Annotated in this window: 18 protein-coding genes; 5 read left to right on the top strand and 13 right to left on the bottom strand. The window is 56.6% G+C overall.

Annotated elements, in window-relative coordinates; genetic code table 11:
- Positions 1-3: 3 nt before the first annotated feature.
- From ACKPCT_RS20335 to ACKPCT_RS20360, 6 genes are all read right to left on the bottom strand, one after another.
- Positions 4-1,404: a M20 family metallopeptidase gene (locus ACKPCT_RS20335; RefSeq protein WP_090074092.1), complete on the bottom strand. Its 1,401-nt coding sequence runs from the start codon at positions 1,402-1,404 to the stop codon at positions 4-6.
- A gap of 91 nt (positions 1,405-1,495) precedes the next feature.
- The gene (locus tag ACKPCT_RS20340; protein WP_319567815.1) at positions 1,496-3,073 is read right to left on the bottom strand and encodes a gamma-glutamyltransferase; all 1,578 of its coding nucleotides are present in this window, start codon (positions 3,071-3,073) and stop codon (positions 1,496-1,498) included.
- Positions 3,070-4,755 (bottom strand): ABC transporter ATP-binding protein, encoded by a 1,686-nt coding sequence (locus tag ACKPCT_RS20345; protein ID WP_319567816.1) that lies wholly within the window; start codon positions 4,753-4,755, stop codon positions 3,070-3,072. Before ACKPCT_RS20345 ends, ACKPCT_RS20340 begins: the two co-directional genes overlap by 4 nt.
- Complete coding sequence (locus ACKPCT_RS20350; RefSeq protein WP_319569445.1) at positions 4,755-5,591, bottom strand: ABC transporter permease; 837 nt, start codon at positions 5,589-5,591, stop codon at positions 4,755-4,757. The genes ACKPCT_RS20345 and ACKPCT_RS20350 overlap by 1 nt, the downstream gene beginning before the upstream one ends.
- 117 nt (positions 5,592-5,708) lie before the next feature.
- Complete coding sequence (locus ACKPCT_RS20355; protein ID WP_319567817.1) at positions 5,709-6,626, bottom strand: ABC transporter permease; 918 nt, start codon at positions 6,624-6,626, stop codon at positions 5,709-5,711.
- A gap of 67 nt (positions 6,627-6,693) precedes the next feature.
- Positions 6,694-8,205 carry an ABC transporter substrate-binding protein gene (locus ACKPCT_RS20360; RefSeq protein ID WP_090074085.1) on the bottom strand — a complete coding sequence of 504 codons (1,512 nt, stop codon included), beginning with the start codon at positions 8,203-8,205 and terminating at the stop codon, positions 6,694-6,696.
- Between the two features lie 112 nt (positions 8,206-8,317).
- Between ACKPCT_RS20360 and ACKPCT_RS20365 the strand changes: the two genes are divergently transcribed.
- Positions 8,318-8,995: a GntR family transcriptional regulator gene (locus ACKPCT_RS20365; protein ID WP_090074084.1), complete on the top strand. Its 678-nt coding sequence runs from the start codon at positions 8,318-8,320 to the stop codon at positions 8,993-8,995.
- A 36-nt stretch (positions 8,996-9,031) separates the two neighbouring features.
- Here the strand turns inward: ACKPCT_RS20365 and ACKPCT_RS20370 are convergent, their stop codons facing one another.
- Positions 9,032-9,694, bottom strand: a complete 663-nt coding sequence (locus ACKPCT_RS20370) for a hypothetical protein (protein WP_319567818.1) — start codon at positions 9,692-9,694, stop codon at positions 9,032-9,034.
- Between the two features lie 613 nt (positions 9,695-10,307).
- Between ACKPCT_RS20370 and ACKPCT_RS20375 the strand changes: the two genes are divergently transcribed.
- The 4 genes from ACKPCT_RS20375 (at position 10,308) to ACKPCT_RS20390 (ending at position 13,664) form a co-directional block, all read left to right on the top strand.
- Positions 10,308-11,279 (top strand): TRAP transporter substrate-binding protein, encoded by a 972-nt coding sequence (locus ACKPCT_RS20375; protein ID WP_090074080.1) that lies wholly within the window; start codon positions 10,308-10,310, stop codon positions 11,277-11,279.
- A 93-nt stretch (positions 11,280-11,372) separates the two neighbouring features.
- The gene (locus tag ACKPCT_RS20380) at positions 11,373-11,900 is read left to right on the top strand and encodes a TRAP transporter small permease subunit (RefSeq protein WP_090074078.1); all 528 of its coding nucleotides are present in this window, start codon (positions 11,373-11,375) and stop codon (positions 11,898-11,900) included.
- The gene (locus tag ACKPCT_RS20385) at positions 11,897-13,192 is read left to right on the top strand and encodes a TRAP transporter large permease (RefSeq protein WP_319567819.1); all 1,296 of its coding nucleotides are present in this window, start codon (positions 11,897-11,899) and stop codon (positions 13,190-13,192) included. The genes ACKPCT_RS20380 and ACKPCT_RS20385 overlap by 4 nt, the downstream gene beginning before the upstream one ends.
- Before the next feature lie 46 nt (positions 13,193-13,238).
- Entirely contained in the window at positions 13,239-13,664 is a 426-nt protein-coding gene (locus ACKPCT_RS20390; RefSeq protein ID WP_319567820.1) for a universal stress protein, read from the top strand.
- Positions 13,665-13,730: 66 nt separating this feature from the next.
- Here the strand turns inward: ACKPCT_RS20390 and ACKPCT_RS20395 are convergent, their stop codons facing one another.
- The 6 genes from ACKPCT_RS20395 to hutU all read right to left on the bottom strand — a co-directional run bounded on the left by ACKPCT_RS20395 (position 13,731) and on the right by hutU (position 20,570).
- On the bottom strand, positions 13,731-15,410 hold the full coding sequence (locus ACKPCT_RS20395) for an amidohydrolase (protein ID WP_319567821.1): 1,680 nt from the start codon (positions 15,408-15,410) through the stop codon (positions 13,731-13,733).
- A gap of 249 nt (positions 15,411-15,659) precedes the next feature.
- Positions 15,660-16,472 carry an amino acid ABC transporter ATP-binding protein gene (locus ACKPCT_RS20400; protein WP_280141778.1) on the bottom strand — a complete coding sequence of 271 codons (813 nt, stop codon included), beginning with the start codon at positions 16,470-16,472 and terminating at the stop codon, positions 15,660-15,662.
- A gap of 31 nt (positions 16,473-16,503) precedes the next feature.
- Positions 16,504-17,163, bottom strand: a complete 660-nt coding sequence (locus tag ACKPCT_RS20405) for an amino acid ABC transporter permease (protein WP_090074072.1) — start codon at positions 17,161-17,163, stop codon at positions 16,504-16,506.
- Between the two features lie 9 nt (positions 17,164-17,172).
- Complete coding sequence (locus tag ACKPCT_RS20410; protein WP_319567822.1) at positions 17,173-17,826, bottom strand: amino acid ABC transporter permease; 654 nt, start codon at positions 17,824-17,826, stop codon at positions 17,173-17,175.
- 192 nt (positions 17,827-18,018) lie between these two features.
- Complete coding sequence (locus ACKPCT_RS20415; RefSeq protein WP_090074068.1) at positions 18,019-18,837, bottom strand: transporter substrate-binding domain-containing protein; 819 nt, start codon at positions 18,835-18,837, stop codon at positions 18,019-18,021.
- A 56-nt stretch (positions 18,838-18,893) separates the two neighbouring features.
- A complete protein-coding gene (gene hutU / locus ACKPCT_RS20420) occupies positions 18,894-20,570 on the bottom strand; it encodes a urocanate hydratase (protein ID WP_319567823.1) in 1,677 nt (558 codons plus the stop codon).
- Positions 20,571-20,580 lie beyond the last annotated feature (10 nt).

Raw genomic sequence — 20,580 nt, forward strand, 5'->3', positions numbered from 1 at the left:
GTTTTATTCTCCTTCGGAAGGCACCGCCCCTTTGGCGGCGATGTCCCAGAACAGCCCCGTCATGCCTTGCAGGGCCTGTCGGGAAAGGGATTTGAGGATATGCTCGTTGGGGGCATGCTGGCTGCAGGCTGCATAGCTGTGCGGAATCCAGATGGTTGGCAGGCCCAGCACATCGGCAAAGCAGTCATTGGGCAGGGAGCCGCCAAGGTTTGGCAGGATGTGCGGCTTGGTGCCTGTGGATGCTTCGAGGGATTTGGCGGCAAAGCGGACCCATGGATGGTCCGGATCAAGGCGCGTGGCCGGGAAGGCATGGCGTTCGGCCTTGACGACCTCGACCTTGTCAAAGCCTTTGGCTGCCAGATGACGACGCAGCGCCGGAATAATGTCATCGGGGTCGGTGCCAACAACGAAGCGCAATTGGCAGGTGGCTTTGGCATAGCCGGAAATGGCGTTGACGGGGGCCTCCGGCACGCCGGATTTCATGGCGAGCACGGCAAAGCTGTTCCAGCCAAGGACACGTTCCTGCGGGGTGAGGCTTTCTTCGCCCCAGTTTTCATCGATCTCGATGGAGCCAGTGTCGACGGGTGGTAGCGCCGAGATCACTTCGCGAATGCGCGGGGTGAGGCTGGTCGGGCGCCATTCCGGGATCTGGATCTGGCCACGTTCATCGGTGATGGAAGCAATCGCGTGGGCCAGAATGATGGCCGGATCGGCAATCAGGCCGCCAAAGTTGCCCGAATGATTGGCGCTTTCACGCAGGTCCACCACCATGTCGAACAGTTCGCCACCGCGCGAGCCGGTGAAGATGGTTGGAGCTGCGGGGGAAAGGCGCGGGCCATCGGATGCGATGAGCACATCGGCGGCGAGCAGCTCCTTATGCTGTTCGCAGAAGGTCTTTAGCCCAGGGGAGCCGCACTCTTCAGCCATTTCCAGCAGGATCTTGGCGTTGAATCCCAGCTTGCCTTCTGCCTCGATGACGGCCGCCATGGATTTGATGTTGATGAGATGCTGGCCCTTGTTGTCGGCAGCGCCACGGCCATAGACCTTGTCACCCTCTTCAACCATGTCAAAGGGGGAGAGCCCTTCGCGCCACTGGGTTTCCTGCGCGCGGATGACATCGCCATGACCGTAGCTCAGCACCGTTGGCAGGGCCGGATCTTCCATGCGCTCGGCCACCATGATGGGAGGCGCATCTTCCTGAGGGTTGTCAAAGATTTTACAGCTGAAGCCGAGGCCTTCAAGTAGGGGCTGCATTTCGTCCGTGAGATAGGCCAGAAGATAAGGCTTGCCGCGCGGGTCCTGACTTTCGGTCGGGTGTGAGACAAGGCGCTTGATGTCCGAGAGGAAGGTGCCCTCATCAAAATAGCTGGCGCTGATGGCCAGAGCCTTATTGCGATCACTCATCTGTCTGCTCTCTATTCTTGTCAAATTTTAAACGGTTTCGGGCGGCGACCGTCCGGGCGGGCTCAGGGCAATGGCGGGGGCAGAGGTCAGGTCAGTCCCTGACTTCTGCAATGCCATCGCCCCATGGGGAAAAGGTTTCTGTGGTGCCGGAATTGGTGCTTCCGTCACGCAAAACGCCAGCCGGGCAGGCGAAGGCATAGGGGAAGGGCATGCGCTTTGCTGTTGCCAGAGACCAGCGGGCCGACAGGGCGTCGTTGACATCATCTGAAAGGCGCTCGTCGGCGACGATCGTGTCGCCGCCTGAAACGTCGATACGAGGGGCCTCTATGGCATCCTGCATTGACATGCCATAGTCAAGCAGGAATGACGAGATTTGTCCCACTGCGGGCATGATCTTGCGTCCGCCTGAAGCGCCCAGTGCAAAACGGCGTTCGCCTTTTTCGCCAATCACGGGGCAGACATTCATCAGGCAGCGTTTGCCCGGAGCCAGGGAATTGGGTTTTCCCTGCTCGGGATCGAACCACATGATGCCATTATTCATCATCAGGCCGGTGGAGGGCGACAGGGTGCGCGAGCCGAAGATGGAGAGCAGGGTCTGCGTCATGGCGACCATGTTGCCGTCTTTGTCGACGATGGAGAAATGGGTGGTGCAGCCCGGGGCCTTGGCGCTTTCATGATCGCCCATATTGGTGAGGCGATCCTCATAGGCGGCACGCATGGCTTCGGCCATGGCGGCAAAGCTCGTTCCTTCTGGCGCAGTTGATGGTGTGTAGGCGCTTTGCCAGTGGCTCATGGCGTGCGCAAGAGTGGGGCCTGCAGTGAGGGTCGGAACGGCCCAGATGTTGGCGCCATTGTAAGGGATATGCAGCGGGTTCTGCCACTCGGCGCGGTAGCTGGCCATATCCTCGGCAGTGAGGAACCCGCCCTTGTCGGTTACATCCTTGATAAGGGCCGCGCCAATGTCTCCGGTATAGAAATCCTCGGCTCCCGCTTCGGCAAGGCGCTCAAGGGTTGCAGCATGTCCGGACTGGTCAAGGCGGATATCGGAAAGAGCCGTCCAGCCAAAGACCTTGGGCCATTGACCATCTTCAAGGAACAATGCCGCGGCGTCCTTGTCCTTTGCCAGCTCTCTGGCTGAAGAGGCGATGATGAGGGCCGCGTACCAGTCCACATGCATGCCGGTTTTGGCATGGGCAATGGCTGGCTGCAGCAGATCACGCCATGGCAGCTTTCCGAAGCGTCGATGGGCTTCTGCCGCACCGGCCACCGTGCCGGGCACGGCGATAGAGGATGCGCCTGTGACATTGCGATCCTCAACCACGGCTTCCCAGGGAAAGAGATCCGATGCCTTGCCTGCTCCAGAGAGGGGATAGTGGGACACATCAAGGCTGGTTGAGGACCGCATGCCATAGTGTAGGGCATAAGGCTTTTTCTCGTCCGCTCGCCAGAGCATCATCGCGCCGCCCCCCATGGGGCCGGACATCCAGGGCTCCAGCACGCCGATGGCGAAACTAACGGCTACGGCTGCGTCCACCGCGTCGCCACCGGCGGCCAGAACTTGGGCTCCAGCTTCAGCGGCCAGAGCATGTTGGGCGGCGACAACGCCGCCGCTTGTTGCTGTTACACCCGGTTTGCGGGTGGATTGAGAGCGAGAGAAATTGCCACTCATCTGACCGCCCCCATGGGCTGGTTCAAGGCCTGATCCAGCAAAGCCGGATCAACGGGGGGGAGTTTGGAGATGTCAGGGACATTCCAGTTCTGGCCGGGCTGGGCCGAGAGCAATTTCTTGGTATAGTCGTGTTTGGGATGTCCGAAGACTTCGTCGACATTGCCCCGTTCCACGATTTCGCCATTCTGCATGACCACAAGATTGTCGCAGATCTGGGCGGCAACGCGCAGGTCATGGGTGATGAAGAGAACCGTCAGGCCCATTTCATCACGAATCTCGTTGAGCAGCTTGAGCACTTCCTTCTGCACGGACACGTCCAGCGCAGAGACGGCTTCGTCGGCAATGAGCACTTCGGGCTCGACCATCAGCGCGCGAGCGATGCAGATGCGCTGGCGCTGACCGCCGGAGAACTGGGCGGGATAGCGATAGAGCGCATCCTGCTCCAACCGGACGATTTCCATCAGCTTCTTGGCCCGTTCCATGGCATGGGCGCGGTCTTCGCCGAAATTGACCGGTCCCTCTACCAGCTGGTCGCCGATCGTGCGGCGCGGGTTGAGCGAGCCATAAGGGTCCTGAAAGACGATCTGGATGCTCTTGCGATAGGGATGCAGCAGTTTCGGCGTGAATTGTGCAATGTCGCTGCCATCGATGATGACCGAGCCGCTGTCTGGATCTTCAAGGCGAATGAGGCATTTGACGAGCGTTGATTTGCCCGAGCCGGATTCGCCCACGATGCCCAGAGTCTCGCCGCGATGGACGATGAAGTTGATATCCTTGCAGGCATGCACCGTGCGGGACGGTTTGAACATGGTGCCTTTGGTGTGGAAGGTCTTGTTGAGGCCAAGCACTTCCATCACCTTGTGCTTTTCCGTCATGTGGGCATTCACTGAGCCTGTACGGCGGGGCACTGCGTCAATCAGCTTGCGGGTGTATGGATGTTTGGGGCGATTGAGCACCTCTTCAGCTGTGCCCTGCTCTACGATCTTGCCCTCTTTCATGACGACAACCTTGTCGGCAATCTCGGCTACCACGTCGAAGTCGTGGGTCACGAACATGATGCCAGCGGAGTGCTTCTCGCGCAGTTCCTTGAACAGATGGAGAATCTGGGCCTGCGTGGACAGGTCGAGCGCGGTGGTTGGCTCATCGGCGATCAGCAGGGAAGGATCGAGCGCAAGGGCAATGGCGATCACGATGCGCTGGCGCTGGCCGCCGGAGAGCTGATGGGGATAGGAGGAATAGATACGTTCCGGTTCCGGCAGCTGTACTTCGTCCAGCAGCTTAATGGTCTTGGCCTTACGTTCGGCTTTGGACAGGCTGGTGTGTTGCTCAAAGACTTCTTCGATCTGATCGCCAACGGTGTAGCAGGGATTGAGCGCGCTCATAGGTTCCTGAAAGATCATGGCCATGCGACTACCGCGCAGCTTGGCATGTTCCCTCGGGGAGAGCTTGAGCACATCCTGCCCTTCAAAGATCACTTCACCGGTTGAAGGCTTCAGAGCCTTCGGCAAGAGGCCCATGGTGGTGAAGGATGTGATGGACTTGCCCGAACCGGATTCGCCGACGATGCAGACGATTTCCTTTGGGGCAATGTCAACCGAGAGCTTCTCGACCGCATGGGGGCGGTCGCCGCCTTCTGGCAGATCGACGGTCAGGTTCTTGATGGTGAGAATAGGGTCGGTCATCAGTTGCGGCCCTCCGGTGCGGTGACGTCGCGGATGCCGTCGCCAAGCATGTTGATAGACAGGACGAGAAAGAACAGAGCGACACCCGGGATGGTGATCAGCCAGCTTTCAAACAGCAGCATTTCCTTGCCTTCAGAAATCATCAGGCCCCAGGACGGGGTTGGTGGCTGAACGCCAAGGCCAAGGAAGCTGAGGGCGGCTTCAAGGATGATGGCATGGGCCATTTCAAGCGTGAAGATGACGATCAGATGGTTCATCACGTTCGGCAGGATATCCTTGATAAGCACACGCGGCAGAGAGGCTCCGAGCACTTGAGCTGCGGCAACATATTCCAGCTTGCGTACTTGCATGGTGGCTGCGCGCATGACCACGGCGAAGCGATCCCAGAGCAGCAGGCCAAGCACAGAGACGACGACGAGCAGAGACCCGCCAAACAGGGCGACCACGGCCAGCGCCACCAGAACCACCGGCATGGCGAGGCGGACATTGATGAAGAAGGTCACGATCAGGTCAATGCGGCCGCCGAAATAGCCAGCCATGACACCCATGAAGGTGCCGATTAAGGCCGAGATGGTGGCTGCGATGAGCCCGATCAACAGTGAAATGCGGGCGCCATAGACAAGGCGGGCGAGATAGTCGCGGCCAAGGGCGTCCGTGCCGAGAGGATGCTCCCATGTGCCGCCAAGAAAGACAGGGGGCTTCATTCGGGTGAGCAGGCTCTGGCTGTAAGGGTCATGACCGGCAAGCAACGGTGCGAACAGGGCGACAATCACAATGATCGCCATGACGAACAGGCCAAACAGCAAGCCTTTGTGGCGCAGCGCCCGATGCAGCATCTTGGCGCGCGGTGAAAGCTGATGAACCGGCGTCTTCTGCTTTTTGGGGGCAGATGCCTGTTTTTCGGTCGAGGCCGAGGTGATGGATGTCTCCGACATGATTTTCTCCGTTCCCTATCAGGCTATGCGCAGGCGTGGATCCATCCAGGCGTTGAGGATATCGGCCAGGAAGGTGAAGAAGATGTAGAACATCGAAAAGATGAGAATGAGAGCCTGCATGGTTGGCAGGTCATTTCGGGAGATGGATTCCCAAGCGAGGAAGCCCGCGCCATGCAGCGCGAAAATGCTTTCCACCACAATGGACCCGCCCAGCATGAAGCCCATCTGCACGGCGGCAAGGCTGATCACCGGAATGATGGCATTGCGCAGGGCATGCTTGAACATGATCTTGCGGCTATCCAGCCCCTTGGCGCGCGCGGTGCGGATATAATCTGCGCTCAGCACTTCGAGCATGCCTGCGCGGGTTAGGCGCATGATGGCTGGTGTTGCGTAATAGCCCAGAACGACCGTCGGCAGAATGAAATGAGCCCAGCTTGTCGAGCCGGATGCGGGCACAAGCCCCAGCTTGATGGAAAAGACCACGATCAGGATCAAGCCGAACCAGAAGGACGGGATGGCCTGACCGACCACCGAGATGAAGAGAGCTGCGCGGTCGATGAGAGAGTTTGGTTTCATCGCTGCGGCAACGCCCATGGGGATGGCCAGCAGAAGCGCGAAACTGATGCTGAGCAAACCCAGAAGCATAGTGACGCTCAAGCGGTCTACGATGAGGTCGGAAACAGGCAGATCAAAATACCAGCTGTTGCCCAGATCGCCGGAAACTGCCTTGCCCAGCCATTCGAAATATTGCACGACGATGGGGCGATCAAATCCATAGCGGTCATTGACCATCTGGATGTCTTCCATGGACGCGTTTTCTCCTGCAATTGCGATGGCGGGATCACCGGCCATGAAGAGCAGGCTGAAGCTGATTGCGGATACGGTGAAAGCCACCAGTAAGGCAAGACCAAGCCGTTTCAGAATATAGATATACATTCCGACCTCGAATTCTCATTATTGGGGGAGGGGTGGGGGCCGGATGGTATCCGGCCCCGATTGCTCGTTATTTCCAGCCGAAGGTGAAGAAACGCACCAGCTCGTCCGGGGTTGCCTTGTAATCGAGTTCTTTGCTCATGGCGTAGTTCACATTGTAGGTGAACATCGGAACCCAGTAGGCTTCCTCGACAATCTTGGTCAGGGCCTTTTTGTAAAGGGCCTTACGTGCTTCCTTGTCTGTGGTCTTGTCAGCTTCCGTCAGCCATTCCTTGATTTCCGGATCGCGGGCATCATCCCAGTCGCCGCCGGTGAAGAATTCGGAGGTAATGGCGGACGCATCTGCGATGGAGTAAGAGCCCCATGTCTGGAAGGAAATCGGCACTTCACCCTTGGCGCGCTTCTCACGCAGTGCAGCATATTTCAGGTAGCTGAAGTTGGTCTTGATGCCGACTTCGTTAAGGAAGCCCATCATGGCTTCGGCATACGGACGGTTGCGGTATGCATAGAAATCGGTGGTGAAGCCATCCGGATAGCCAGCTTCGGCCAGAAGGGCCTTGGCTTTTGCCGGGTCATAGTCGTAGGTCGGCAGGTCCTGAGCACAGGCAAACTGAACTGGAGAACAGGCGCTGTCGATGACGGTGGAAGAGCCTTTCACGAGAGCTTCGACGATCGCCTTGCGGTCAATGGCGTGATAGATGGCCTGACGAACCTTTTTCTTGGTCATCGGGCCGTCCGGATCAAAGCGGCCTGCAGCATCCATTGTGATATAGCCAACGCGGATTGCCGGAGCATTGACCACATCGAACTTGCCCATAGCGGCGAGCTTTTCAGCCTGGTCGGCAGGGATGTTCCAGAGGAAGTCCAATGTGCCGTTGAAGAATTCGGCGATTTGGGTGTTCATGTCCGGAATGGTGCGGATGTCAACTTTTGACACCTTGGCCATGCCTTTGGGGCCGTTGAAATAGTCTTCGTTTTTCTCAAGTACAAAATGCTTGCCGGGTTCCAGCTCCGTGACCTTGAAAGGACCGGTGCCGACTGGATGGGCAGCCATGCCTTTGGGGCCGACTTTGGCGTAGTATTCGTTGGGATACATCGCAACGGGGCCTGCGAGGAACTCTTCAGCGGCCGGGAATGGAGCGTCGGCAATGATACGGACCGTGAAGTCATCTACCTTTTCTGCGTGATCCATCCAGCTCACATTGGTCTGGCTTTTCACGCCATTGGCTTTGTCAGACACGAAGTTGACAGTGTAGACCACGTCATCTGCGTTGAATGGCTCGCCATTGTGGAATTTGATGCCCTTACGCAGCTTGAATTCGATTGTGGTGTCGTTAATCCATTCCCAGGATTCTGCGAGGTTGCCCTTATATTCACCGGAGTCTGGATCGCGATAAAGCAGACCATCCCATACCGAATTGTTCAGAAGAAGACCTTCGCGTGCCGTGTTGAAAAAGACGTCGGCAGATTCGAGTTCTTTCAGAAATGCCATATTGACGGTGTCGCTCGCTTTATCAGCGTAGGACGTCGCCGAAAGCGCCAAGTAGACCGCAGTACTCAATACCAGTTTGGATATCTTCATATTCGTTCCCCTGTTGAAGCTCGGGTTTGTGCTTGGAAGGTTATTTGTATTGATTTTTATAAGATTGTATATAATCTGTGTGAAATGTATACTGTCAAGCGATAATGGTACCATGACTAATAAATACAAAGCATCAGCCCTGATTTGCTCGGAAATTGAGCAGAAAATAGCCACCGGTGCCTACAAAGATGGCGAAAAACTCAATGAAGCTGCGCTTTCCGAGCAGTTCAATGTGTCGCGCACACCGCTGAGAGAGGCCTTTCAGATTCTGGATGGCATCGGTCTTGTGGAACTTATACCCAACCGTGGTGCCTTCGTTCGCAGGCCTTCAATGACCCGCCTTGTGGAGATGTTCGAATTCATGGCTGAGTTGGAAGCCTGGTGTGTCAAGCTGGCAACCCGCCGTCTCACTTCAGCTCAGCAGCTTTATCTCAAGCGTGCCGCGAGCGATTGCGCGCGGGCGCTGAAGGAAGGCAAGAATGATGACTATTATGAAGCAAACAACAGGCTTCATGGCATGATCTATCAGGCCTCGGGCAATGCGGTGCTGGAAGAAGAAACCTTGCGCATGCACCGGCGCCTCAGACCCTTCCGGCGCAAGCAGCTCGATGTGAGCGGACGCCTTGAGCAGTCCATGCAAGAGCATGACGATATTCTAGCCGCGATGGATGAAGGTGACGAGGAGAAGGCTGCCGAGCTGATGCGCAAACATATCTACACGCTTGGCAACACCTATGATCAGTATCTTGCCGCGCTTGAAGAAGTGCCCGCCGATATCATGAATCTATAGAAGATTGGGCGGTCGGTTCAGTCGAAGAGAGGCGTGTTATTGCCCTTTGATTAGGGCATTGACCCCATCCAGAATGGAATAGACCGGCTTGCCGGTGGCCTTGGCTATGGCCTGCTGATAGGGAGGTAAATTGCCGCATTCGAGCAGAAAAGCCGCAAGGTCGGGATGGTGAGCGAGCATATCTTGCGCCTTGCAGATGATGTCGGCCTCTATGGCTGTCTGATCCAGTTTCAATGACTGCTCTCGCTTGGCGCCCAGAATGGCGGTGGCAAAAGCGGGACAATCTTCCATGCCGCGGATGATCACATCCTCGGGCTCTATATTTACGGCCTTGAGCACGTCTGCGCCCAGACTTCTCGCGGATGCCGTGAGAATTCCGATTGGCCCCTCGAGATGTTTGGTACGAATATCCGTGTAGAGACAAAGCGCTGAGAGCATTACGGGGATCGAAACCGCGTCTTCCATCTCTTTCTGAATGGTGGCTAGAAAACCGCAAGTGGAGGTTAAAGCACAGGCGCCTTCCCGTTCCAGTTTGCGCGCCTTTTCCTTGAACGCTTCTACCAGATCCGGCAGGGGGCGGCCATTTCTGACAATGTCGGGGCTACCCGCTCCGGTAATCACTTCGATACGGGCCGGTATGGCAAAACTGGCGGCGTTGCCCGCATCTCCGATTGGGCGCTTGAAACGCGTGTCCAGCATGAGGATGCCTAGAAAAGGATCATTTTGAACAGTTGATGCCAAAATATTTGCCATTCCTTGTTGGTGACGATTGCTAATTCCGGTCAAAGCTGTTGATTTTATGGACGGAAATCGCGGTGCTCGAAGGAAATAACGGCGATATTTCCAGATTTGTCAATGGGGCACGGATTTTGCACGTATAGACTGCAAAAAGAAAGCCGGACGCCGTTTCATCTGAAGGCAAAGGGTAAGTTGGGGTTTTTCCCGCCTTTGCCTTGGTCCTTTCCTCTCCGCCTTTGTCGATATAGGAGAACGGGCCGCCAGTCCGGTAAGCGTCAAGTGGAGTATGCAGTATGGTCAAGGATGGTCTGGATTGCGGAGCACGAACAATGGGCGTGCTGATCGCGCTGGCGCTTCTGCCCAACAGGATAAGCCTCATAAATCTTGACGCTTTCCACATTTTCCAACACTTTAAGCCAGCAGACACCTGCGCCAATCAGGGAAAGCCCCTGATATCGCAAATTTTTCACCGATCGGATAACAGGTCGGAAAAATAACAGGATTGCCGAGCCGTCCTTTTCTTACGGTTCAATCTTTCATTTTTAAAAAGCACCACCATCCAGAGGAATACCAAATGAAACTCAAATTTCTCCTTGCCTCGGTCGCAGCGCTTGCGGCCTCGACATCGCTCTCCCATGCTGAAAAGTGGGATATGGCTCTGGCTTATTCGGCCACAAACTTCCATTCCGAAATGGCTGCTGAATTTGCCAAGGAAGTGGCCGAGAAGAGTGATGGCGCGCTTGAAATCACCACCCACCCGTCAGGGTCTTTGTTTGGCGGGGCTGAAATTTTCGGTGCCGTGCGTAAAGGTTTGGTGCCGATTGGTGAGCGCCTGATTTCTGCGCTTGGCAATGAAAGCCCGATCTATGAAATGGATTCCATTCCGTTTCTGGCAACTTCTTTTGATGATGCCATGAAGCTTTACAAGGCAACCAAACCAACTCTAGAAGAAACTCTGGCCAAGTCACGCGTCACGCTGCTTTATTCCTGCCCATGGCCGCCGCAGGGCTTCTATTCCATCAAGGAAGCCAAGGTGCCTGCTGATGTTGAAGGCCTGAAATTCCGTGCTTACAATCCGACAACATCCAAGATCGCCGAATATCTGGGTATGGCGCCGACCAAGATCGAAGCTGCCGAACTGTCTCAGGCTTTCGCAACAGGTGTGGCAGAAGCCATGATTTCTTCTGGCGCGACTGGCTATGACCGTAAGCTTTGGGAGCATGTGAGTTACTATTATGATGTGAAAGCCTGGTTGCCGCGCAACATGGTCATCGTCAACACCCGTGCATGGGATCGGTTGGATGATGGCGTCAAAGCAGTTGTCAAAGACGCAGCTGCCAATGCAGAAGCCAAGTGCTGGGCAAAATCGGAAGAGCTGGACAGCTGGTATGTTGAGCAGTTCAAGGAGAAGGGCATGACCGTTGCTCCTGCTTCGCCTGAAATGAAGAAAGCCTTTGAAGATGCCGGTGCAAAGCTGAAAGCTGAATGGCTTGAGCGTGCCGGAGAAGAAGGCGCTGCCGCTTTGAAAGCCTACGAAGAAATGTAACCGAAATATCGGGGAGGCTTCGTGCCTCCCCGATGCATATCTGTTCGCAGGTAATCCGGTCTTATTGAGAGGCGCAAGCCTCGGGACGAATGCATGACTACTATCAGTCGGTTTATGGACCGCATCTATCTTTTGGGAGCCTGGCTTGCGGGGGCGCTCTTGGTGCTGCTGTGTCTGTTGGTGCTTTATAGCATCCTGGCGCGTCTTGTTGGATGGTTCGCCGGTGGGGCATCTGATGTGGCTGGCTATGCCATGGCAACCAGCAGCTTCATGGCTCTGGCCTATACCTTCCGCTCACAGGGGCATATCCGCGTATCGATCCTCTCCCAGAGGCTGGAAGGGGCCAAGAGGCGGGCTTTGGAAATCTGGGCGCATCTGGTTATCTCCGGTGTTGCCAGCTTTCTGGCCTTCTACATGATGCGACTGGTGATTGATTCCTATGACTATGGTGAGCGCAGCGAAGGCGCCGATGCGATCCTTTTGTGGATACCGCAGACGCCGGTGGCGCTGGGCTCCATATTGTTTGCGCTGTCGACCATTCATGTCTTGCTGATCGTTCTGTTCGATTACAAGTCGATAGATCCTGAACAGGGCGAGGCCGGGGGGCCGCAAGAAGTATGAATGAAGCGCTTTCCATTTCGATATTCCTGTTCGCCCTGTTCTTGCTGCTTGGCACCAGCGTCTGGGTGGGGGCGTCGCTGCTGCTCACGGCGATGCTGGGCATGTATCTGTTTACCTCTGCGCCCATCGGGGACGCGCTGGCGTTGACCGTCTGGGGCAGCCAGTCTTCCTGGACCCTGACGGCTCTGCCTCTTTTCATCTGGATGGGTGAAATTCTCTATCGCACAAACCTGTCCGAGACCCTGTTTCGTGGCATCGCTCCCTTTATGCGGCGCATGCCCGGCGGATTGCTGCATGTAAATGTGGGGGCTTCTGCCATTTTTGCCGCCATTTCCGGCTCTTCGGCAGCCACGGTGGCCACGGTTGGCAAAATGGCCATTCCGGAGTTGCGCAAACGTGGCTATCCGGAAAGGCAGATCGTCGGGTCGCTTGCGGGGGCAGGCACACTCGGTCTGCTCATTCCGCCCAGTATTTCGATGATCATCTATGGGGTGACGGTCAATGAGAGCATCGCCAAGCTCTTTATGGCGGCGATGATCCCCGGTGTGTGTCTGGCGCTGCTTTTCATGGGCTATATCGCCCTCTGGGGGCTACGCCATGGCGAGAAGATGCAGATGGATCCATCGACCAACTGGAGCGAAAAGCTTTCAGCCTTTTTGGGGCTGCTGCCCGTTGTGGCGCTCATTGTTGCAGTGATCGGCTCTATTTATGGCGGCGTCGCAACGGCAACCGAAGCGGCTGCGCTCGGGGTGCTCGGGTCTTTTGTGCTCGCCTTCCTGCAGAAGACATTGACGCGGGACACTTTCGTTGAGTCCGTCTTGGGTGCGGTGCGCACCACCACGATGGTCATGTTCATTCTGATGGGGTCGGGCTTCCTGTCGCTGGCTATGGGCTTTACCGGGATTCCCAAGGCGCTGGCCGAGGTGATTTCCACGTGGGATCCATCGCCGCTGGCTCTGATCATGACGCTGACGGTCTTCTACATCTTGCTGGGTTGTTTTCTGGACGGCATTTCGTCCATTGTTCTGACAATGGCCGTCATCGAGCCGATGGTCCGGGCTGCCGGATTTGATATGCTCTGGTTCGGAGTCTATCTGATGATCGTGGTCGAGATGGCACAGATAACGCCGCCAATCGGGTTCAACCTGTTTGTGCTGCAAGGGATGACGGGGCACGATATCGGGGTCATTGCGCGGGCAGCGGTTCCGAGCTTCCTCGTCATGTGCCTGTTTGTGGTGCTGCTGGTGATCTTCCCGGATCTGGCGCTCTGGTTGCCGAGTGTATTGAAATAGACAATCGGCCTCTGGATAGGTGGCGATGAACCCTGCGGAGAGACCCATGGACCCCAAGATTCTCGTTGCGATTGACATTGAACATCAGGCCAATGCGGTCAAGGCCCTCAAGGAGGCAGCTAAGCTTGCGCAATGCGTCAATGGCGAAATCCATGTCTGCTATGTGCTGGCCTATGGCTTTTATGACTATGTGAAGCCCTTTCTGGTGGAAGAGGTGGTCAAGGACAGCATTGCTCACGTCAAGATGGAGCTTGTGGCGCTCGTAAAGGAGGCTGGCCTCTCCGATGAGCTGGTCTATCGGCATGTCCTGAAGGGCGGCGTTCATCAGCAGATCCTGCTGCTCGCCGAGACGTTGGCCTCATCCTATCTCATCGTCAATGCCAGCCAGCCGGACGCGATGACGGGTATTGCCGGGCCAGTGACGGCCCAACTCGCCCATCTTGCGCCTTGTAGTCTGTTGATCGTGCGCTAGGAGCAGGGCTCCTTCACTTGCAGAGGATTTGATGAGTCGCGGGAAAGAGTGACAAGAGGGCTGCAATCAGCCCTCTTTGCGCTCATAGACGACCTTGCCATTTAGAATAGTGAGGTCGCAGAGCGTGTCATTGAGAATCTCTTCCGGCGTTGCCTCCAGGAGATTGCGCGAGAAGACGGCGACGTCGGCCAAATAACCCGGCATCAGCTTGCCACGCACATGTTCCTGCTTTTGCGAATAGGCCCCATATTCGGTGTAGGATTGCAGGGCTTCTTCAATCGAGAGGCATTCGGACGGGTCTAGCTGGGTGCCTGCGCCCGTCTTGCGGGTTAGCATGGCATAAAGGTTGGTCCATGGCGCAGGGTCACAGACGGGGCTATCACTGCCGGCAGGTGGTTTCAGGCCCATGTCTGTCCATGTTTTCTGCGGATAGGAACTATAGACCCGTTCCTTGCCGATCATGGTGATGTAGGCATCGCCGAAATCATAGAGAAACACCTGTTGCGGCGAGGGGATGATGCCTGCCTTCTGCATGCGCTCATTGTGGTCAGGGGCCAGAAAGCCGCTATGCTCCACCCGGTGACGCCGGTCCGGATCGGGGTAGGCGGTGAGTGCCTTTTCATAGGCTGTGATGAGCTGTTCGATGGCGCCATCGCCAATGGCGTGGGCGCAAATCTGGTAGCCCTTCTCATGATACTCCAGCACCATGGCTTCCAGCTCCTGGGTGGGGATCATCTGCAGGCCGTGGTTGTCCTTGTCGGCTAGATATCCTTCGGTCATCCAGGCTGTTGCGCCGCCGATCGAGCCATCCAGAAACAGCTTCACTGAGCCGACCATCAGCATGTCGTCGCCAACGCCGGAGACAAGGCCGACGGCCTCGCATTGGGGCACGATATTATCATGCGCGGGGGTGGCTCTGAGCGCCATCCATGTGCGCACCGGCAGGCGACCTGTCCGCTTGGCCTCGTTATAGGCAGCGATTTCCTCAAAGCCTGCCTTCATGCCGATGGCTGCATCCATTACGGATGTGATGCCGACCGAGAGACAGTAATTCCCGGCTCGTTCTATGGCATCAATGGCAGCGTCTCTGCTGAGTGGCGGCACGGCATCAAAGACCGGTGCCGAGGCATTCTCGGCCAGAAAGCCGGTCAGTTTGCCATTTTCCTTGCCAATCTGTCCGCCATCCGGGTCAGGTGTGCTGTCATCAATTCCGCCTGCCTTCATGGCCAGACTGTTGGCAATCTGCACATGTGTGCAGGTACGGATCAGCATTACCGGATTATTCGGCGCGATGGCGTCCAGTTCTGCAAGCGTCGGGTGTCGTTTGACGTCGAGCTTGGTCTGGTCATAGCCGCTGGCAAAGACCCAAACGCCCGGCGCGCTCTGCTCTACCCGCGCCTTGACCGCAGAAAGCAGCGCTTCAAGGGTTGGGGCCTTTTGCGGCGTGATATCGACCCAATCCATGACCACGCCCAAATAGGTGGGATGCAGATGGGCATCGGTAAAGCCCGGCGTGGCCAGTCTGCCCTCAAGATCGATCATGCGGGTGTGGTCCCCTTTGTAAGGGGAGAGTTCATCCAGTGTGCCCGTTGCCAGAACCCGCCCTTGCCAAAGAGCCAGCGCTTGCGTTGTGCCTTCTTCAAAACCGCGCCAGATGGGGCCATTATGCAGAATGATATCGGCAATAGGCGTCGTATGGGAAGCGATGGGCGTGTGGGCTCTGGATGGGGCAGACGAGGTTGCCATGGTTCTCTCTTCAAGGTTTGAAATGGGGGCCTTGCTGGTATGAAAGGGCAAGGGAATGGGCAATGATTTGTTCGCTTTATGCATTCATCATAAAGGGCATGCACGCCATTTCCAGCCCCCTTTAGGGTCTTTCCGCTTCAGGCATGCGTCTTTCCACCGGTGGGATGGATTGGGCGCCCTCTTTAAAAAACAAAGGCCGCCTTCCCAAAGAGAAAGCGGCCATTTCTCAAGCAAGATTAAGCGCAAAGCCTAAACCACATTGCGCTCGCGATAGGTCTGTAGGAAGGAGCGCACACGGGCGTCGTCCGGCTCGCGCCCGAACATTTCTTCAGGCGGAACGCAGGTAACCAGTCGCCCGCTATCAAGGAAGGCGACGCGGTCGGCCACATGGGCGGCAAAGCCCATTTCGTGGGTAACCACCACCATGGTCATGCCTTCGGCCGCCAGATCCTTCATTACCGAGAGCACTTCGCCCACCAGTTCCGGGTCGAGCGCCGAAGTGGGCTCATCAAACAGCATCACCTGCGGTTCCATGGCAATGGCACGGGCGATGGCGACACGCTGCTGTTGACCACCCGAGAGGTTTGCCGGGTAATTCTCTGCCTTGTCTTCCAGATGCACCTTGGTGAGCGCTGCCATGGCAGCTTCTTTGGCTTTCTTTTTGGATAGCTTCTTTACGCTTGTCAGGGCTTCGGCGACATTGTCCAGTGCGCTCATATGCGGCCAGAGATGGAAATGCTGGAACACCATGCCGATATGTTGGCGCTGTTTGCGCAGGGCTTCACCGGAAAGCGGCTTGCGTGGATTGTGGCTGATATCCTGCCAGCCGATCAGTTCGCCATCCAGATGTACTTCGCCGCCGTCATATTGCTCAAGAAAGTTGAGGCAGCGCAGCAGCGTGCTCTTGCCGGAGCCGGACGGGCCAATGAGGCAGAGCACTTCGGAGCGTTTGACATCCAGCGTGATGTCGCGCAGGGCTTCGAAATCGTCAAAATATTTGCTGAGATTGCGGACTGTGATGATCGCATCGTCAGCGGTGGTGGTCATCTGTTCTTTCGACATCTTGGTCTCACTTGCTTGTGCGTTCATCTTGTCAGGCCCGTTTCAGGTGGCGGGTAACGCGCTGTTCCACCTTGGCGCCAATCCAGCCGGTTACCAGCACCATCAGCCAGTAGAACAGGGACAGCGCGAGGAACGGCTCGACAAAGGTGAAGGTTTCCGCAGCCATTGTCTGGGTCTGGAACAGCAGTTCCGGCACGGTGACGACGGAAAGAATAGCGGTTTCCTTGGTCAGGATGATGAAGAAGTTGGTGAGTGGTGCGGTGATCGGCACCAGCATTTGCGGCAGGATGATCCGCCACAGGATGCGGGTTTCAGGCATGCCGACGCAGCGGGCCGCCTCGATCTGGCCCTTGGGAATGGCGTTAAAGCCAGAGCGGAAGATCTCGGCAAAATAGGGGCTGCCATAGACCACAAAGCTTGTAATGCCAGCCTGCACCGGCGAGAGCACCAGACCGATATAGGGGCCGCCATAATAGAGGATGAACAGCTGGATCATGAAAGGCGTGCCGCGAATGATCTCAACATAGACATAGATCACCCAACTGAGCGCATGCGGGCCCCAGCGGTTGAGGCAGGCCAAAATGAAGCCGACGATCACGCCACCAATGGAGCCTGCCAACCAGCACAGGATGGTGATGCCGAAACCGTAGAGCAGGGCGGGTCCGTAACGGACAAAAAGTTCTGTTTCCATGACGCGCTCCTATCCGATCTGTAGTTTCTTTTCGATCAGTCGGCCACTGATGGACAGAACCCAGTTGATCGCGAAGTAAATGACAGCAGCGGTGATGTAGATTTCCAGCGGGCGATAGGTCTCACCGGTGATATTCTGCGAGATGCGTGTGAGTTCGCCGATGCCGACAACGGATGCCAGAGAGGAAACCTTGACCAGAAGGATCAGCTCGTTGACAAGGGAAGGCATACCGATGCGCACCGCCTGCGGCACCAGAATGCGACGCCAGAGCGAAAAAGACGGAATGCCCAGCGCATAGGCAGCTTCCGTTTGTCCGCTGGGGATGCTCTGCAAGGCACCGCGCAGGATTTCAGCGGTATAGGCCGCCGAACATAGGCCCGTTGCCAGAATGGCAGCCTGAACGGCCGGAAGGTCCAGTCCGACATAAGGCAAGGCGTAATAGAATAGCAGCAACTGGACAAGCAGCGGTACGCCACGGAAGAAACTGATATAGAGGGCGGCGGCTCCACGTAAAAAGGGGTTGGCCGAAAGCCGGGTCGCGCACAGGGCTGTGCCCCACACAAGGCTAATCGCCATGCCGCTGACCGAAATAAGGATGGTCCAGCGCGCAGCTGCCAGCAGATAGGGCAGATTGTGCCAGATCGTATCAAAGGAAAAATTCATTGATCGCAATCTCCGCTCGATGAGCCACTTCCCCCGGTCAAGTGTCATGAGGCGGGCTGATCTGTCGTAGAGAAGACTTATATGATTGTTAAACAGAAAGGGCGAGGCATAAAGGCATGACTCGCTTGGCTGTATTGGCAATCTAATGAAAAGCATACGCCCGGCAAGGTGACCTGCCGGGCGCTGTTTTCATTATTTTACGTCCGGCATGGTTGTCGGTAGGTCCGGATTGCTGCCGAGCCATTTTTCGTTGATGGCTTTCAGGCGACCGTCTTCATGCATTTTGAGAAGGCTGGCGTTGATTGCCTCAATCAGGCTTTTGCTGTTTTCGTCACCCGTTGCGACCCAGCCGAAGAATTTCGGATCGCCGAATGGAGGCATGACGAGTTCGAACAGGCCTGGGCGCTGTACTGCGGCATACCCCATCAGAGGCAGGGAGTTAGCAACGCCGGAGATGCGGCCTGCTGCCATGTCAGCGAGCGCTTCGTCGACGTTTGTGTATTCACGGATCTCAGCTGGCGTTGCCAGCGATTCGGAAAAAGCCTTGAGCTGTTCGAGCTGAGCGGTACCCTTCTGGGTGCCGACGACCTTGCCAGAAATGTCTTCAGGCTTGGAGATGGACGTGTCGCCAGCCTTCTTGGCCAAAGCAACGGTGGCGTTGCCAATAGGCAGGGTGAAGTTGTAGCGCTTCATGCGTTCTGCGGTGATGGTGACCGGGGCAACGACGAAGTCGAATTTGCCTGCTTCCAGACCCGGCAGAATGGAGTTCCATGGCAGGTCGAGATATTTGGCCTTGACGCCCAGATCTTTGGCAATTTCGTCAAACAGATCACGGTCGATACCTACATATTCACCATCCTTGAGAAGGTCGAATGGCGCGTAGTGCATCTCGGTTGCGGCTACGATTTCGCCTTTTGCCTTGATGTCGGACAAAAGGTCGGCCTGTGCCGCACTGGCAAAGCTCAGACCGATGGTTGCAGCAGCAACAAAGCTGAGGATTGTCTTTTTCATTGTAGCTGTACTCCTAAATTTCTGGAAGGTTGGAGGGTATTGTTTTCGTTATTATATTATTCGTCTGAAAGGATGCCCGGAAGATTCAACTTGTGTTCCTTAGCGCATTCCACAGCGATTTCATAGCCCGCATCGGCATGACGCATCACACCGGTTGCAGGATCGTTCCATAGCACGCGTTCCAGGCGTTCGTCTGCATCTTTTGTGCCATCGCAACAAATGACCATGCCCGCATGCTGGGAGAAGCCCATGCCGACGCCGCCGCCATGATGCAGCGACACCCATGTGGCGCCCGAGGCTGTGTTGAGCAGAGCGTTGAGTAGCGGCCAGTCGGAAACGGCATCCGAACCATCTTTCATGGCTTCGGTTTCGCGGTTTGGCGAAGCAACCGAGCCACTGTCCAGATGGTCGCGGCCGATGACGATCGGCGCTTTCAGCTCGCCATTGCGCACCATTTCGTTAAAGGCAAGGCCGAGACGATGGCGCTGGCCAAGGCCAACCCAGCAAATGCGGGAAGGAAGGCCCTGGAAGGCGATTCGCTCACGGGCCATATCGAGCCAGTTGTGCAGATGCGGATCATCGGGGATGAGTTCCTTCACCTTGGCGTCGGTCTTGTAGATATCTTCTGGATCGCCGGAGAGGGCTGCCCAGCGGAAGGGGCCCACGCCACGGCAAAAGAGCGGACGGATATAGGCGGGCACGAAGCCTGGGAAGGCAAAGGCATTCTCTAAGCCTTCTTCCAGTGCCATCTGACGGATATTGTTGCCGTAGTCCAAGGTCGGGATGCCCATGTCGGAAAAGGCAACCATGGCTTCGACATGATCTCGCATGGAAGCGCGGGCCGCTTTTTCGACCACTTTGGGCTCGGTTTCCTGCTTGGCGCGCCATTCGGCAACGCTCCAGCCCTTGGGCAGATAGCCATGAACAGGGTCATGGGCAGAGGTCTGGTCGGTGACGATGTCCGGTTTGACGCCGCGTGCGATCAACTCGGGGAAGATGTCAGCGGCGTTGCCTACGAGGCCGACCGATTTGGCTTCGCCTGCGGCGGTCCATTTCTTGATCATCTCCAGAGCTTCGTCGAGGGTGTGGGCCTTTTCGTCCACATAGCGGGTGCGCATGCGGAAATCGATGCGGCTCTCGTCGCATTCAACGGCAAGGCAACAGGCGCCTGCCATGACGGCTGCCAGTGGCTGGGCGCCACCCATGCCGCCAAGACCACCGGTCAGAATCCATTTGCCCTTCAGGTCGCCTTCATAATGCTGACGGCCTGCTTCGGCGAAGGTTTCATAGGTGCCCTGCACGATGCCCTGTGCGCCGATATAGATCCACGAGCCAGCGGTCATCTGGCCATACATCATTAGGCCCTTTTTATCGAGCTCGTTGAAATGGTCCCAGTTGGCCCAATGGGGCACAATGTTGGAGTTGGCGATGAGAACACGCGGCGCATCCTTGTGGGTGCGGAACACACCAACCGGCTTGCCAGACTGGACCAATAGGGTCTCGTTGTCTTCCAGCGTCTTGAGGGTTTGTGTAATCTTGTCGAAATCCTGCCAGGTGCGGGCGGCGCGACCGATGCCACCATAGACAACCAGTTCGTGCGGGCGTTCGGCCACATCCGGATGCAGGTTGTTCATGAGCATGCGCAGGGGCGCTTCGGTGAGCCAGGATTTGGCGTTCAGTTCCGGGCCGGTCGGCGGGAAAACATCACGTTCGTTGTGGCGGCTGTCAACCATTGCTGTCTCC

The organism is Cohaesibacter marisflavi (genome assembly GCF_963665895.2).
Classification (GTDB): Bacteria; Pseudomonadota; Alphaproteobacteria; order Rhizobiales; family Cohaesibacteraceae; genus Cohaesibacter; species Cohaesibacter marisflavi.

Coding starts and splice junctions, on each gene's coding strand:
- ACKPCT_RS20335 (WP_090074092.1), bottom strand. CDS start 1,404: ATGAGTGATCGCAATAAGGCTCTGGCCATCAGCGCCAGCTATTTTGAT.
- ACKPCT_RS20340 (WP_319567815.1), bottom strand. CDS start 3,073: ATGAGTGGCAATTTCTCTCGCTCTCAATCCACCCGCAAACCGGGTGTA.
- ACKPCT_RS20345 (WP_319567816.1), bottom strand. CDS start 4,755: ATGACCGACCCTATTCTCACCATCAAGAACCTGACCGTCGATCTGCCA.
- ACKPCT_RS20350 (WP_319569445.1), bottom strand. CDS start 5,591: ATGCTGCATCGGGCGCTGCGCCACAAAGGCTTGCTGTTTGGCCTGTTC.
- ACKPCT_RS20355 (WP_319567817.1), bottom strand. CDS start 6,626: ATGTATATCTATATTCTGAAACGGCTTGGTCTTGCCTTACTGGTGGCT.
- ACKPCT_RS20360 (WP_090074085.1), bottom strand. CDS start 8,205: ATGAAGATATCCAAACTGGTATTGAGTACTGCGGTCTACTTGGCGCTT.
- ACKPCT_RS20365 (WP_090074084.1), top strand. CDS start 8,318: ATGACTAATAAATACAAAGCATCAGCCCTGATTTGCTCGGAAATTGAG.
- ACKPCT_RS20370 (WP_319567818.1), bottom strand. CDS start 9,694: ATGCTGGACACGCGTTTCAAGCGCCCAATCGGAGATGCGGGCAACGCC.
- ACKPCT_RS20375 (WP_090074080.1), top strand. CDS start 10,308: ATGAAACTCAAATTTCTCCTTGCCTCGGTCGCAGCGCTTGCGGCCTCG.
- ACKPCT_RS20380 (WP_090074078.1), top strand. CDS start 11,373: ATGACTACTATCAGTCGGTTTATGGACCGCATCTATCTTTTGGGAGCC.
- ACKPCT_RS20385 (WP_319567819.1), top strand. CDS start 11,897: ATGAATGAAGCGCTTTCCATTTCGATATTCCTGTTCGCCCTGTTCTTG.
- ACKPCT_RS20390 (WP_319567820.1), top strand. CDS start 13,239: ATGGACCCCAAGATTCTCGTTGCGATTGACATTGAACATCAGGCCAAT.
- ACKPCT_RS20395 (WP_319567821.1), bottom strand. CDS start 15,410: ATGGCAACCTCGTCTGCCCCATCCAGAGCCCACACGCCCATCGCTTCC.
- ACKPCT_RS20400 (WP_280141778.1), bottom strand. CDS start 16,472: ATGTCGAAAGAACAGATGACCACCACCGCTGACGATGCGATCATCACA.
- ACKPCT_RS20405 (WP_090074072.1), bottom strand. CDS start 17,163: ATGGAAACAGAACTTTTTGTCCGTTACGGACCCGCCCTGCTCTACGGT.
- ACKPCT_RS20410 (WP_319567822.1), bottom strand. CDS start 17,826: ATGAATTTTTCCTTTGATACGATCTGGCACAATCTGCCCTATCTGCTG.
- ACKPCT_RS20415 (WP_090074068.1), bottom strand. CDS start 18,837: ATGAAAAAGACAATCCTCAGCTTTGTTGCTGCTGCAACCATCGGTCTG.
- hutU (WP_319567823.1), bottom strand. CDS start 20,570: ATGGTTGACAGCCGCCACAACGAACGTGATGTTTTCCCGCCGACCGGC.